The organism is Streptomyces sp. NPDC043427 (genome assembly GCF_056436655.1).
Map to the genome: position 1 here is coordinate 94,862 of NZ_JBWKCC010000016.1, position 13,197 is coordinate 108,058.

14 protein-coding genes are annotated in these 13,197 nt (G+C 71.1%); 9 read left to right on the top strand and 5 right to left on the bottom strand.

Annotated features, from left to right (window positions below):
• Positions 1 to 42 precede the first annotated feature (42 nt).
• The 3 genes from AC067M_RS24730 to AC067M_RS24740 all read left to right on the top strand — a co-directional run bounded on the left by AC067M_RS24730 (position 43) and on the right by AC067M_RS24740 (position 3,026).
• Positions 43 to 648: a type 1 glutamine amidotransferase family protein gene (locus tag AC067M_RS24730; RefSeq protein WP_478699204.1), complete on the top strand. Its 606-nt coding sequence runs from the start codon at positions 43 to 45 to the stop codon at positions 646 to 648.
• A complete protein-coding gene (locus tag AC067M_RS24735) occupies positions 645 to 1,121 on the top strand; it encodes a MarR family winged helix-turn-helix transcriptional regulator (RefSeq protein WP_478699205.1) in 477 nt (158 codons plus the stop codon). Before AC067M_RS24730 ends, AC067M_RS24735 begins: the two co-directional genes overlap by 4 nt.
• Positions 1,122 to 1,214: 93 nt before the next feature.
• Complete coding sequence (locus AC067M_RS24740) at positions 1,215 to 3,026, top strand: serine/threonine-protein kinase (RefSeq protein ID WP_478699294.1); 1,812 nt, start codon at positions 1,215 to 1,217, stop codon at positions 3,024 to 3,026.
• Between the two features lie 87 nt (positions 3,027 to 3,113).
• On the opposite strand, the gene AC067M_RS24745 is transcribed toward AC067M_RS24740, so the two are convergent.
• On the bottom strand, positions 3,114 to 3,863 hold the full coding sequence (locus AC067M_RS24745; protein ID WP_478699206.1) for an SLATT domain-containing protein: 750 nt from the start codon (positions 3,861 to 3,863) through the stop codon (positions 3,114 to 3,116).
• A gap of 302 nt (positions 3,864 to 4,165) precedes the next feature.
• On the opposite strand from AC067M_RS24745, the gene AC067M_RS24750 reads away from it, so the two are divergent.
• The 3 genes from AC067M_RS24750 to AC067M_RS24760 are packed head-to-tail and all read left to right on the top strand — an operon-like array spanning position 4,166 to position 5,815.
• On the top strand, positions 4,166 to 4,504 hold the full coding sequence (locus AC067M_RS24750) for a YbaB/EbfC family nucleoid-associated protein (protein ID WP_478699207.1): 339 nt from the start codon (positions 4,166 to 4,168) through the stop codon (positions 4,502 to 4,504).
• Positions 4,505 to 4,563: 59 nt separating this feature from the next.
• The gene (gene recR, locus AC067M_RS24755) at positions 4,564 to 5,163 is read left to right on the top strand and encodes a recombination mediator RecR (protein WP_099930378.1); all 600 of its coding nucleotides are present in this window, start codon (positions 4,564 to 4,566) and stop codon (positions 5,161 to 5,163) included.
• Positions 5,156 to 5,815, top strand: a complete 660-nt coding sequence (locus AC067M_RS24760) for a DUF5063 domain-containing protein (RefSeq protein WP_478699208.1) — start codon at positions 5,156 to 5,158, stop codon at positions 5,813 to 5,815. Before recR ends, AC067M_RS24760 begins: the two co-directional genes overlap by 8 nt.
• Positions 5,816 to 5,902: 87 nt before the next feature.
• Here the strand turns inward: AC067M_RS24760 and AC067M_RS24765 are convergent, their stop codons facing one another.
• Together AC067M_RS24765 and AC067M_RS24770 are read right to left on the bottom strand one after the other, a co-directional pair.
• Positions 5,903 to 6,739, bottom strand: a complete 837-nt coding sequence (locus tag AC067M_RS24765; protein WP_478699209.1) for a PhzF family phenazine biosynthesis protein — start codon at positions 6,737 to 6,739, stop codon at positions 5,903 to 5,905.
• Between the two features lie 56 nt (positions 6,740 to 6,795).
• On the bottom strand, positions 6,796 to 7,527 hold the full coding sequence (locus AC067M_RS24770) for a sulfite exporter TauE/SafE family protein (RefSeq protein ID WP_478699210.1): 732 nt from the start codon (positions 7,525 to 7,527) through the stop codon (positions 6,796 to 6,798).
• Between the two features lie 205 nt (positions 7,528 to 7,732).
• Between AC067M_RS24770 and AC067M_RS24775 the strand changes: the two genes are divergently transcribed.
• Positions 7,733 to 8,245, top strand: a complete 513-nt coding sequence (locus tag AC067M_RS24775) for an SgcJ/EcaC family oxidoreductase (RefSeq protein ID WP_478699211.1) — start codon at positions 7,733 to 7,735, stop codon at positions 8,243 to 8,245.
• A 16-nt stretch (positions 8,246 to 8,261) separates the two neighbouring features.
• Here the strand turns inward: AC067M_RS24775 and AC067M_RS24780 are convergent, their stop codons facing one another.
• Positions 8,262 to 9,629, bottom strand: a complete 1,368-nt coding sequence (locus AC067M_RS24780; protein WP_478699212.1) for a HAMP domain-containing sensor histidine kinase — start codon at positions 9,627 to 9,629, stop codon at positions 8,262 to 8,264.
• On the bottom strand, positions 9,626 to 10,330 hold the full coding sequence (locus tag AC067M_RS24785) for a response regulator transcription factor (protein WP_478699213.1): 705 nt from the start codon (positions 10,328 to 10,330) through the stop codon (positions 9,626 to 9,628). Before AC067M_RS24785 ends, AC067M_RS24780 begins: the two co-directional genes overlap by 4 nt.
• Positions 10,331 to 10,609: 279 nt before the next feature.
• On the opposite strand from AC067M_RS24785, the gene AC067M_RS24790 reads away from it, so the two are divergent.
• Both AC067M_RS24790 and AC067M_RS24795 read left to right on the top strand, forming a co-directional pair.
• Positions 10,610 to 11,887 (top strand): aspartate kinase, encoded by a 1,278-nt coding sequence (locus AC067M_RS24790; protein WP_478699214.1) that lies wholly within the window; start codon positions 10,610 to 10,612, stop codon positions 11,885 to 11,887.
• Positions 11,887 to 12,945 carry an aspartate-semialdehyde dehydrogenase gene (locus AC067M_RS24795; RefSeq protein ID WP_478699215.1) on the top strand — a complete coding sequence of 353 codons (1,059 nt, stop codon included), beginning with the start codon at positions 11,887 to 11,889 and terminating at the stop codon, positions 12,943 to 12,945. Before AC067M_RS24790 ends, AC067M_RS24795 begins: the two co-directional genes overlap by 1 nt.
• Positions 12,946 to 13,197 lie beyond the last annotated feature (252 nt).

Consider the following 13,197-nt stretch of genomic DNA (forward strand, 5'->3'; position numbering starts at 1 on the left):
GTCATGACGAGTTGTCGTGACGAAGGGTTCGAGGAGGCAGCCATGACCCGCAAGCCCGTCCATCTCGCCGTCTACGACACCTACGCCGACTGGGAGACCGGCCACGCCACCGCCCACCTCGCCCGCGCCGGGTTCGAGGTACGCACCGTCGGCCCGTCCACCGAGCCCGTCCGCAGCATCGGCGGCCTGCGCGTCCAGCCCGACCTCGCCCTGGACGCCGTACGAGCGCAGGACAGCTCGCTGCTGATCCTTCCGGGCGCCGATCTGTGGGACAGAGGGGAGGAGTTGTCGCCCTTCGCGCGCACGGCGCGGGAGTTCCTCGACGCCGGTGTCCCCGTCGCCGCGATCTGCGGGGCCACCGCCGGGCTCGCCCGCGAGGGCCTGCTCGACGACCGGGACCACACCAGCGCGGTCTCCTTCTACCTGGCCGCGACCGGCTACGGCGGCGGCGGGCGATACGTCGACACGGACGCCGTGAGCGACCGGGGCCTGATCACCGCCGGACCCACCGAGCCCGTCGCCTTCGCCCGGGAGATCCTCCACCTCCTCGGGGTGTACGAGGGAGAGGTCCTGGACGCCTGGTACCGGCTGTTCCACGACTCCGACGCGGAGGCATACGCCGTACTGGAGAAGGCGGCCGGACGGTGAGCCGTGAGCGTCAGGACCTGTTCAGCCGTAGCGCGCTCGGTGTCTTCCGGCTGAACGGCCAGTTCCTCGCCGTCGCCGAGGAACTGGCCCGGCCCGCCGGGCTCACCGCCGCGTGGTGGCAGGTGCTCGGCGCGGTGCTGCGCGAGCCGCTGTCCGTGGCCGGGATCGCGCGGGCCATGGGCATCACCCGGCAGAGCGTGCAGCGCATCGCCGACCTGCTCGTGGACCGCGGTCTGGCCGAGTACCGCCCCAATCCCGCCCACCGCCGCGCCAAGCTGCTCGCGCCGACCGAGGAGGGCCGGGCCGCCATCGCCCGCATCGACCCCGGGCACGCGGCCTTCGCCGACCGGCTCGCGCAGGCGTACGGGGAGGAGTCCGGGGTCGGGGAGACCGAGCTCGCGGCGGCGGTGCGGGTGCTGGAGCGGCTGTCGGCGGTGCTGGAGGAACTTGGGCCCCCCGTTACCGAACCGTAGGAAGACCGCCGTCCACCTGCGAGGATCCCCGCATTATTCTCGGTCCTCCATGCCGGGGAGGGCGGGGGAGAGGGCGGGGCGATGGCGATGGCCATGGGGGCGCTGGGGCCGGGGGACCCGCAGCGCGTCGGGGCGTACCGGCTGCTCGCGCGGCTCGGGGCCGGTGGGATGGGACAGGTGTACCTCGCCCGGTCCGAGCGGGGCCGGACCGTCGCAGTGAAGCTGGTGCGCCGGGAACTGGCCGCGCAGGAGGAGTTCCGGGCCAGGTTCCGCCGGGAGGTGCGGGCCGCACGACGGGTCGGCGGGCACTGGACGGCGCCGGTGCTGGACGCGGACACCGAGGCCGCCGTGCCGTGGGTCGTCACCGGGTACGTCGCAGGGCCCAGCCTCCAGCAGGTCGTCGGCCAGGACCACGGCCCGCTGCCCGAGCGGACGGTACGGATCCTCGCCACCGGACTCGCCCACGCGCTCACCGACATCCACGCCGCCGGGATCGTCCACCGCGACCTCAAGCCGTCCAACGTGCTGGTGACCATCGACGGACCGCGCGTCATCGACTTCGGCATCGTGCGGGCGCTGAAGACGGTGACGGACGCGGTGGTGGACACCCTGACGGACGGCGGCCTCACCCACACCGGCGCCATGATCGGCTCGCCCGGCTTCATGGCGCCCGAGCAGGTGCGCGGGGAGCCCCTCACGCCCGCGTGCGACGTCTTCTGCCTCGGCTCCGTCGTGGCGTACGCCGCCACCGGCAGGCTTCCCTTCGGCTCCCCCGGCAGCGGGGCCCACGCGCTGATGTTCGGCATCGTCGAGAAGGAGCCCGACCTGACCGGTGTGCCCGAGGGCATCGCCGACCTCGTCCGTGCCTGCCTGCGCAAGGACCCCGCCGCCCGCCCCTCGCTCGCCCGCGTCCTGGAACTCACCGGCGCCCAGGACACGGCCACCGACGGCCGCTTCCGTGAGCCGTGGCTGCCGAGCGTGCTGGTCGCCCAACTGGGGCGGCACGCGGTGCGGTTGCTGGAGACGGAGGGGCCGGAGGGGGCGGTGCGGGCGCAGGGAGAGTCGGGGGCCGCTGTGCATGGCGCAGGGCACGACCCGGCCCCCGAGGCCACCCCGGAGCACGCCCCCGCCTCCGACGACATCACCATCCCCGGCCGCGAGAGCGCGCCGGGTGAGCCGAGTGGCAACGGCCACCCCCAGCAGCCCGCCGTCGGGTCCTGGAACGACCCGCCCGGCTCGGCCGACGCCTGGAACCCGCCGCCGTATCCGCCGTACGTCCTGACCACCCCCTACCCCGCCACGGACCACGGCCCCGCGGAAACCCTGGAACCCCAGCGCCGCAGCGGCCGTTCCACTACGTTCCTCGTGACCGCCGCCCTGGTCGTCGCGCTCGCCGCGGGCGGCTCGGTGTACGCGCTGATGAACGGCGACGCCGGCCACGCCCCGGACCCGAGCGCGCCCCGAACGGCCACCGCTCCTGCGACGCCCAACTCCCCCTCCGCCTCACCCGACCCCACGACCCCCGATCCGACCCGCACGCCCCCACTCACCGATGCCACGATCCCCTCCGCCTACCTCGGCACCTGGACCGCGGCCTTCGACAACAGCAGCGGCAGCAACACCCGCCAACTGACCATCAGGCAGGGGGAGGTGGGCGAGGCCGTCCTCACCCTGGTGGCCGACGGCTCGACCGAAAGCGGCGCTTACCACTGCGAGTTCACGGCCACTCTGGCCGAACCACCGGCCGCCGACGGCCCGTTGTCCATCGGCGCGTCCACCGTCACCTCCGGCCACCCCCGCTCCTCCTGCAACCCGGGCGCCCCCACCGAGCTCACCCTGCTGCCCGACGGCAGGCTCCAGCGCGCCAACCCCGGCACCGGGAAGCTGACGTACACAAGGCGGTGAACGTACGGGGAACTTCGGGCAGCGGCCCGGAATTCCGCCGCCTTCCTCGCCTGAGCGCATGGGGGGGGCGCCCAGCTAGGACATCGCTCATCGAGGCTCCGGCGGCCGCTGCCGGGGCATGTTCGGCCGGGCCCCGGCACCCGGCGGGATGGAGAACCGTCCGTGCCCGCCCGCGGTGTCCTGCCGTACCCCGGAGGACACCGCGGCCTGGATCCCCATGGGCGCGCACCCCGTGCGGAACTCCACCATCCAGTCGGCGGTCTCCACCCGCACCAGCTCCGTCACGTCCTCGGAGAACCGGCGCAGCACCCCGAGACACCGCTCCGTCGCCTCGCTGGCGGTGCCCTCCGCCGGACCCAGCACCTCCCGCACGCTCTCCGACGCCCAGTCGAACTGGAGTACCTGAAGCCGCCGCTGCACGGCCTGCGCCGTGGCGACGTCCCTTATCCATCCGGAGGTGACCCCGAAGAACCGGTCGACGGCCATGCAGGCGACGGCGGTCATCAGCGCGAGGTACCCCCAGGGCGCGACCCCGCCCACCACCCCGGTCAGATCCAGCAACGGCAGTGACGCCCCCGCCACGGCGCCCACCGCGGCCCCGCTCCGCAGGACCCGTGCCCCACGCCGCTTCCACACCCGGTCGGCGAGATACCAGGCCGCGGTCTCCAGCGCTCCCCGCTCCACCCACCGGTACAGCTCGTCCAGCCGTTCCGCGGGCTCCGCCCAGTCGCCGAGCGGAAACACCCGCCCGGTCAGATCGCCCGGCCGCAGCCCGGCCGCACCCTCACCCCGCCCGTCCTGAGGTGGACCCTCGGGCTGCATCTCCGGCTGACCCACCCGGCACTCCCTACCTGATCCGACCGACCACGCTGCGTGACAACGTGAAACACCGTGACACCGTGACACCGTGCACAGGGTGAACCGTCACACGGTGACGCCTGATGCTGATGCGCCGCACCCTTCCTACCGCCCAATGGGTGGCGAAGGAGTCGCTTTCATTGCTTTTCCGCCCGGAAGAGGCCCTTGATCAGGTATACGCCTGATGCGCAACTCACTCGAAAGAGTGCCGGGGCGACGGCTGCGTCGAACACGTAGGCTCGTGCTGAACGGGAAAACCCGTACAGACGGAGGAGCTGATCGTGATCCCCGGTGGTGGCCAGCCCAACATGCAGCAGCTGCTGCAGCAGGCCCAGAAGATGCAGCAGGACCTTGCGAACGCGCAGGAGGAACTCGCGCAGACCGAGGTCGAAGGACAGGCCGGCGGCGGCCTGGTGAAGGCGACCGTCACCGGCTCCGGAGAGCTGCGTTCCCTGCAGATCGACCCGAAGGCGGTGGACCCCGAGGACACCGAGACCCTCGCGGACCTGGTCGTCGCGGCCGTACAGGCGGCGAACGAGAACGCGCAGGCGCTCCAGCAGCAGAAGCTGGGCCCGCTCGCTCAGGGGCTGGGCGGCGGCATCCCGGGTCTGCCTTTCTAAGAGGGCCGTCGGCCAACTACGGTACGCACTGAAGGAACCTCAGGAAGGACGGCAGTCCGTTGTACGAAGGCGTGGTCCAGGACCTCATCGACGAGTTGGGGCGGCTGCCCGGCGTCGGTCCCAAGAGCGCCCAGCGGATCGCCTTCCACATCCTGCAGGCGGAACCGACGGACGTACGGCGCCTCGCGCAGGCCCTGATGGAGGTCAAGGCGAAGGTCCGCTTCTGCGCGACCTGCGGCAACGTGGCACAGGAGGAGCTGTGCAACATCTGCCGCGACAGCCGCCGCGACCCCTCGGTCATCTGTGTCGTGGAGGAGCCGAAGGACGTGGTGGCGATCGAGCGCACGCGGGAGTTCCGCGGCCGCTACCACGTCCTGGGCGGCGCGATCAGCCCGATCGAGGGTGTAGGGCCGGATGATCTGCGTATAAGAGAACTGTTGGCCCGCCTGGCCGACGGAACGGTCACCGAACTGATTCTGGCCACGGACCCGAATCTGGAGGGAGAGGCGACGGCGACGTACCTCGCCCGCATGATCAAGCCCATGGGCCTCAAGGTCACCCGCCTGGCCAGCGGCCTCCCGGTGGGTGGCGACCTGGAATACGCGGACGAGGTGACCCTCGGCCGCGCCTTCGAGGGGAGACGACTCCTAGATGTCTGACGCCACGCTGCACGCGACCGAGCACAACCCGGACGACTTCGCGGTCCAGATCGCGGACCAGGTCGAGAGTTTCCTGGTAGCCGTCACCGAGATCGCGAAGGGCGACGAGCCGGATTCGGCGGTGCCCTTCCTCCTGCTGGAGGTCTCCCAACTCCTCCTGGCCGGTGGCCGTCTCGGCGCCCACGAGGACATCGTCCCGGACGAGCGCTACGAGCCCGACCCGGGCCCGGAGGCGGACGTGGACGAGCTCCGTGAGAACCTCGCCCGCCTGCTGGAGCCGATCGACGTCTACTCCGAGGTCTTCGACCCGTACGAGCCCCGCAAGGCCCCCGTACCGGCCCGCATCTCCGACGACCTCACCGACGTCATCTCCGACCTCCGCCACGGCATGGCCCACTACCGCGCCGGCCGCACCTCCGAGGCCCTGTGGTGGTGGCAGTTCTCCTACTTCTCCAACTGGGGCACCACCGCCTCAGCCACCCTCCGCGCCCTCCACTCCGTCCTCGCCCACGTCCGCCTCAACCAGCCCCTCGAGGAACTCGACGGCCTCGACACCGACCAGGGCATCGGCGACGACACGCTGGAGTTCGAGGCGGGCAGGGTGATGGCGGAGGAGATCGGCGAGCGGTTGGGGTTGGGGCAGGCGAAGTAGGGCTCGCACGGAGCGCGGACGGCCGGTGTCGACGTGGCCGTCCGCGTCTTGGATCCGTACGGCCGGTGTCGAAGCGGCCGCCCTGCCTCAGATCTTCACGGCCGCACCGGTGACGCCGATGCCGCTGCCCCGCTCCTCGGGCACGGACACCGTGATCACGCTGGGGCGGCCCATGTCGTCGCCCTGATGGATCGTCAAGACCGTCGGCGCGGCGACCAGTTCCCATTCCCTCAGATAGCCGCCGAAGGCCGCGGCCGCCGCGCCCGTGGCCGGGTCCTCGACGACCCCGCCGGGCGGGAAGGGGTTGCGGGCGTGGAAGACGGTGGGCGATTCCCGCCAGACCAGGTCGACGGTGGTCCAGTCCCTGCGGCGCATGAGGTCGGCGAGGGCCGCCATGTCGTAGTCGAGGTCGGCCAGACGGCTCCGGTCGGACGCGGCCACGATCGGATGGAAGGCGCCGGCGTAGGCGACGCGGGGCGGCAGCGCCGGGTCGAGCTCGTCGGCGGACCAGCGCAGGGCCGCCAGCAGTTCGGCCAGGTCGGCCTCCGGGAGGGGCTCGGTGTGCGGTGCGACGCTCACCAGGGTGGCCACGGTCGTCCCGTCGTCGGCCACCGAGGTGGTGACGGCGACCGGTCCCGCGCTGGTGCGCAGGAGAAGCGGCCCGACGCCGTGCCGGTCGGCGTGGGCGACGGCCAGGGCGATGGTCGCGTGACCGCAGAACGGCACCTCGGCCAGCGGGCTGAAGTACCGCACGTCCAGACCGTCGTCGTCGGACGACACCACGAACGCCGTCTCCGAGTAGCCGACTTCGGCCGCCGCCGCCAGCATGGTCGCGTCGTCGACCCCGGTGGCGTCGAGCACCACGCCCGCGCGGTTGCCCCCCGCGGGGTCGGTGCTGAAGGCCACGTAGCGCAAGATCTCCATCGGGCGACCGTAACGCAGACGAAAGGCCGTCAGAAGCGAGTTTTCGGCCCGCGCCGTCACAGCGCCCACCATCCCTTCCCCACAGCCGTCACCCCGCCCGCCAGCGCCAGCGACAGCACCAGCAGGCGGGCTCGCTGCTCCGGAAGGCGTCCCGCGAGCCCCCTGCCGATCGCGCCGCCAAGGATCATCGCGGCGACGACCGAGACCCACCTCGGCGTGCTCAGCTCCGGCACTCCGTTCGCCGCCACCGAGAAGGCGTTGACGACGACGCCGTAGAACTGTGCGTTGGGGACGAACTCCCTTACCGTCCAGCCCGCGTTGACGGCGTAGAGGGAGACCGGGGGGCCGCCGACGCCCGCGGCGGAGTTCATGAAGCCGCCGACGGCGCCGGCCGCGACCGCGCCCTTGGTGCCGCGCAGGGCGGGGACGCGGGCGCCGCGCAGGACGAGGAGGACGGCCGTCGTCACCAGGGCGCCCATCGTCAACAGAAGGACGGGCTGTGGGAGTTGACGGGTCAGCCAGGTGCCCGCCGGAACCGTGCACGCCGCTGCCGCGCACAGGGGCAGCATCGCGCCGGGGCGTACACGGCGCAGTCCGCCCGCGAGGCCCACGACGCTGATCGCTCCGGCGGCGCAGTTGGCGAGGGCGACGCCCTCGGCGGGGCCGAGGAGCAGGACGAGGGCCGGTACGGCGACCAGGGCGAAGCCCATGCCGGTCAGCCACTGCACGGACGAGCCGAGCAGGACGATGCCGGCCAGGAGTGCGTCGCCCGTCCATCCGCTCGTCATGGCTCAGCAGCCTCCCATGCGCCCGACGGCGTAGCCCGCTGCATCCCCCGGATCGGAATTGGGTCTGCCCTGGACGTGCGCTGTACGACGCCTGCACGGGCCCTAACCGGCGGAAAGCGAGTCTGGAGTCACTCCCGCAGCGCAGGAAACGGCGGGAGGACACCACCCCCGCATCACCACCGCACCGCACCGTTCAGGAGTAGCGATGACTCGTCGTCCCGCAGGCACGTCCATACGCAAGCGCGCAGCCCTCGTGGCCACCGCCGTGCTGGTGGCCACCGGCACCGTCGCCGCCGGTGTGAGCGTGGCCGGTCCGGAGCGGCCGGTCAAGCCCTCGAAGAAGCAGGTCACCTCTCTGTTCGACAAGTGGAACGCCACTCTGCAGACGGGCGACCCGGAGAAGGTGGCCGACCTCTACGCCGACGACGCGGTCCTCCTGCCCACCCTCTCCAACAAGATCCGCACCGACCACGCCGGCATCGTCGACTACTTCGAGCACTTCCTGCAGAAGAAGCCGGTCGGCAAGAAGGTCGAGACGGTCGTCAACGTCCTCGACGGCAACTCCGCCCTCGACACCGGTGTCTACGAGTTCACCCTCACCGACCCGAAGACCGGCAAGAAGAGCGTCACCAAGGCCCGCTACACCTACGAGTACGAGAAGCGGGACGGCGAGTGGAAGATCGTCAACCACCACTCGTCGGCGATGCCCGAGGGCTGACCCCCGGCCAGAGGGCTCACCCGGTGCGCTGCGCCGCCCGCAGGGCGACCCGTACGCACAGCCCGCTCCCGGGAGCGTCCCGCAGGGTCACGGTTCCGCCGTCGTCGGTCACGAGTTGCTTGACGACGGCGAGGCCAAGACCCGAACCGGAGCGGCCGGTCAGGCCCTGGCCCCGCCAGAAGCGGTCGAAGGCGCGGGACTTCTCCGCGTCCGACATGCCCGGACCCTCGTCGAGGACCGACAGCAGCACCTCGTCGGCGCTCGACTCCACCCGGACGGTGATGGTGCCGCCGTCCGGTGACACCTCCAGGGCGTTCGAGAGCACGTTGTCCAGGACCTGGTCCAGATGACCGGGGCTGGCCAACACGAGCGGCCGGTCGTCGACACCACTCCCCCTGAGCGCGATGGTGACTCCGCGCTCGTCGGCGGCCGGCCTCCACACGGCCAGGCGTTCGGCCGCGATGTCCGTCAGCGGCAGCGGCTCCGCCACGGACACCTTGGCCTCCGCCCGCGCCAGCACCAGCAGTCCGTTGACCAGGCGGCTCATCCGGACCACCTCGGCGGTCGCCTGCTCCACGTCCTCCCGTACGAACGCGTCGTCCACGCCGTCCGAGATGTTGTCCAGCGACAGCCGCAAGGCGGTCAGGGGCGTACGGAGCTGGTGGGAGGCGTCGGCGACGAAGATGCGCTGGGAGGCGACCAGGGTCTCCAGGCGTTCCGCGCCCTGGTTGAGGGTGCGCGCCAGGGTCTGTGTCTCCTGGGGGCCCGTCACGGGGGAACGGGCCGTCAGGTCGCCGTCGCTGAACTTGCTCGCCATATCGTTGAGTTGGCGCAGGGGACGGGTGAGGCGGCGGGCCACCACGGCGCCGATCAGCGCGGCTACGCCGAGGACCGCCACGGCGAGGCCCGCCCGGAAGCCCCAGATGGTCCACAGGCGGTGGGTGAGCTCACTCGTGGAGTAGACGATCCGTACCGCGCCGACGACCCGGCCCCCGTCGCTCGCGGGCACGGTGACCACCAGGTGGCGGCCCCAGATGAAGTCCGACCCCCAGTCGACCCGGGTGCTGTCGTCGTCCATGGCCCTGGCCAGGTCGGCGTCCCTCACCGGGCGGGGCAGGTCCGCCGCGCACTCGTCGTCGGCGGCGGTGACCTCGACCCGGTCGTGGGTCTTCTCGGCGTACGCCTTGGCCATCTCGTCCAGCGCCTGGCAGGCCGCCCGGTCACCGTTGCCCAGCAGCAGCGCCATGGTCGTCGCCTCGCGCTTGACGGACAGCTCGGTGTCCCCGCGCAGCTGAGAGGTGAGGGTGAAGGCGACCGGAACGGTGAACAGGAAGATGGCGACGGCGACGAGCAGCACGTAGCTGCGGATGAGCTGGCGGATCATGACGCGCCGCCGTTTCCGCCGTCCGCGCCCTCGCCTTCGTTCACCACGAGCCGGAACCCCACCCCACGCACCGCCTCGATGGTGATCGCGCCCGCCAGCTTCCGCCGCAGCGCCGCCACGTGCACGTCGAGCGTCTTCGTCGGCCCGAACCAGTTGGCGTCCCAGACGGCTTCCATGATCTGCTCGCGCGTCATGAGCGCGCCCGGCTCCTCGGTGAGGAAGGCCAGCAGGTCGTACTCCTTGGGCGCGAGGGACACCTCTTCGCCGTCCAGGTGGACGCGGGCGGCCTTGCGGTCGACCGTCAGGCGGGGACCGTAGCGGTCGGGGCCCGCCGCCTCGGCCGTACGGGGCTGGACGCGCCGCATGACGGCCCGTATCCGCGCGATGACCTCGCGGACCCCGAACGGCTTGGAGACGTAGTCGTCGGCCCCCAGTTCGAGTCCGACCACGCGGTCCGTCTCGTCGCTGCGGGCGCTGATCACGATGATCGGTACGTCGCTGCGGCCGCGCAGCGCCTTGCAGACGTCGAGGCCGTCGGTGTCGGGCAGGCCGAGATCGAGGAGGACGACGTCGTAGGGGCTGGTGTGGGCCAGGGCGGCCGCGCCCGTGGTGACCCACTCGACCTCGAAGCTGTAGCGCTTGAGGCCGCGCCGGAGCGATTCGGCGACCGGTTCATCGTCTTCGACCAGGAGTACGCGCACAGGCCGCACCCTAATGGTTGATACTTAATTCACACTCGTCACATGTCTTCACGGCGTCACACCTCTTCACACGAACGGCGATTTGTGACGCCGGGCACTTTCCGAGTGGTCTCTCTCGGCTGCGGGCAGGTGCAGTCCTGGAACAAGGGCGGCCGGGGTCTCGCCACGGGATCTCACGATGCGATACCGCGGAGGCGGATTTCGGGCGCTCGTTAGACTGAGCCGACCGCAGTGCATATGCGTATCTGCGGATAGAGACGGATTGAGCGAGGAGCGCACGTGGGCCTTGTCGTGCAGAAGTACGGAGGCTCCTCCGTAGCCGATGCCGAGGGCATCAAGCGCGTCGCCAAGCGGATCGTGGAAGCGAAGAAGAACGGCCACCAGGTGGTCGTCGTCGTTTCCGCGATGGGCGACACGACGGACGAGCTGATCGATCTCGCCGAGCAGGTATCCCCGATGCCGGCCGGGCGTGAGTTCGACATGCTGCTGACCGCCGGGGAGCGTATCTCCATGGCACTGCTGGCCATGGCGATCAAAAACCTGGGCCACGAGGCCCAGTCCTTCACCGGCAGCCAGGCAGGCGTCATCACCGACTCGGTCCACAACAAAGCCCGGATCATCGACGTCACGCCGGGCCGGATCCAGGACTCGGTGGACGAGGGCAACATCGCCATCGTCGCCGGCTTCCAGGGCGTCAGCCAGGACAAGAAGGACATCACCACGCTCGGCCGCGGTGGCTCCGACACCACGGCCGTCGCCCTCGCCGCCGCGCTGAACGCCGAGGTCTGCGAGATCTACACCGACGTCGACGGCGTGTTCACCGCCGACCCGCGTGTGGTGAAGAAGGCGAAGAAGATCGACTGGATCTCCTTCGAGGACATGCTGGAGCTCGCGGCCTCCGGTTCCAAGGTGCTGCTCCACCGCTGTGTGGAGTACGCCCGCCGCTACAACATCCCGATCCACGTCCGGTCCAGCTTCAGCGGACTTCAGGGCACGTGGGTCAGCAGTGAGCCGATCGAGCAAGGGGACAAGAAGGTGGAGCAGGCCATCATCTCCGGTGTCGCGCACGACACCTCGGAGGCCAAGGTCACGGTCGTCGGTGTCCCCGACAAGCCGGGCGAGGCCGCCGCCATCTTCCGTGCCATCGCCGATGCCGAGATCAACATCGACATGGTCGTGCAGAACGTGTCCGCAGCCTCCACCGGCCTGACGGACATCTCCTTCACGCTGCCGAAGACCGAGGGCCGCAAGGCCATCGACGCCCTGGAGCGCAACAAGGGCGGCATCGGCTTCGACTCGCTGCGCTACGACGACCAGATCGGCAAGATCTCCCTGGTCGGCGCGGGCATGAAGACCAACCCGGGCGTCACCGCCGCGTTCTTCGAGGCGCTGTCCGGCGCGAGTGTGAACATCGAGCTGATCTCGACCTCCGAGATCCGTATCTCGGTCGTCACCCGTGCCGACGACGTGCCGGAGGCCGTGCGCGCCGTGCACACCGCCTTCGGACTCGACTCCGACAGTGACGAGGCCGTCGTCTACGGAGGCACTGGCCGCTGATGGAGCGGTCCGGGCGACCGACGCTCGCCGTCGTGGGGGCAACCGGTGCCGTCGGCACCGTGATGCTCAGGATCCTCTCCCAGCGCGCGGACATCTGGGGCGAGATCCGACTGATCGCCTCGCCGCGCTCGGCCGGCCGCAAGCTGGCCGTGCGCGGGGAGGAGGCCGAGGTGCTGGCCCTGTCGGAGGACGTCTTCGACGGGGTCGACGTCGCCATGTTCGACGTACCCGACGAGGTGTCCGCGAAATGGGCGCCCGTCGCCGCAGCCAAGGGCGCGGTGGTGGTCGACAACTCCGGCGCCTTCCGGCTGGACCCCGAGGTGCCGCTCGCCGTGCCCGAGGTCAATCCGCACGCGGTGCGCAACCGGCCGCGCGGGATCATCGCCAACCCCAACTGCACGACCCTCTCCATGATCGTGGCGCTGGGCGCGCTGCACGCCGAGTTCGGGCTGCGCGAGCTGGTGGTCTCGTCGTACCAGGCGGCCAGCGGGGCGGGCCGGGCCGGGGTGGAGACCCTGCGGCGGCAGCTGTCCCTGGTGGCCGGTACGGAGCTGGGCACGAACCCCGGTGACGTACGGCGGGCCGTCGGGGACGACACCGGGCCGTTCCCGGAGCCGCTGGCGCTGAACGTCGTACCGTGGGCCGGTTCGCTGCGCGAGGACGGCTGGTCGTCGGAGGAGATGAAGGTGCGGGACGAGTCCCGCAAGATCCTCGGACTGCCCAAGCTGCCCGTCGCCGTGACCTGTGTGCGGGTGCCGGTGATCACCACGCACTCGCTGACCGTGCACGCCCGCTTCCAGGGCGAGGTCACCGTCGACGGCGCCCGCGAGATCCTCGCCACGGCTCCCGGAGTCGTCCTGTGCGACGACCCGGCCGCCGGGGAGTTCCCCACCCCCGTCGACGTGGTCGGCACCGACCCGACCTGGGTCGGGCGGGTGCGCCGGGCGCTCGACGACCCCACCGCGCTGGAGCTCTTCGTGTGCGGCGACAACCTCCGCAAGGGGGCCGCGCTGAACACCACGCAGATCGCGGAGCTGGTGGCCGCGGAGTTCCGGTGAGCCGGGCATGACCCTTGCATGACCCACTCATGAGGAAGCCGGGTGCCGGAAACCCCCCGGCCGGAGGGGCAAACATTTGTAGGATTTGCGCCGAGCATGTGTGAGCCGACCGATGGTCCGGACCACTTGTATCGGACCCGGTCGGCATCCGAAGATTTTCTCCCCGCCCTCCGCAACCGTGCGGAGGGCGGGGAGCGTCTTTGCGGTCACCCTTTCGGGGGCGTGAGGACGTGTGATCCCGGCGCATGGGGG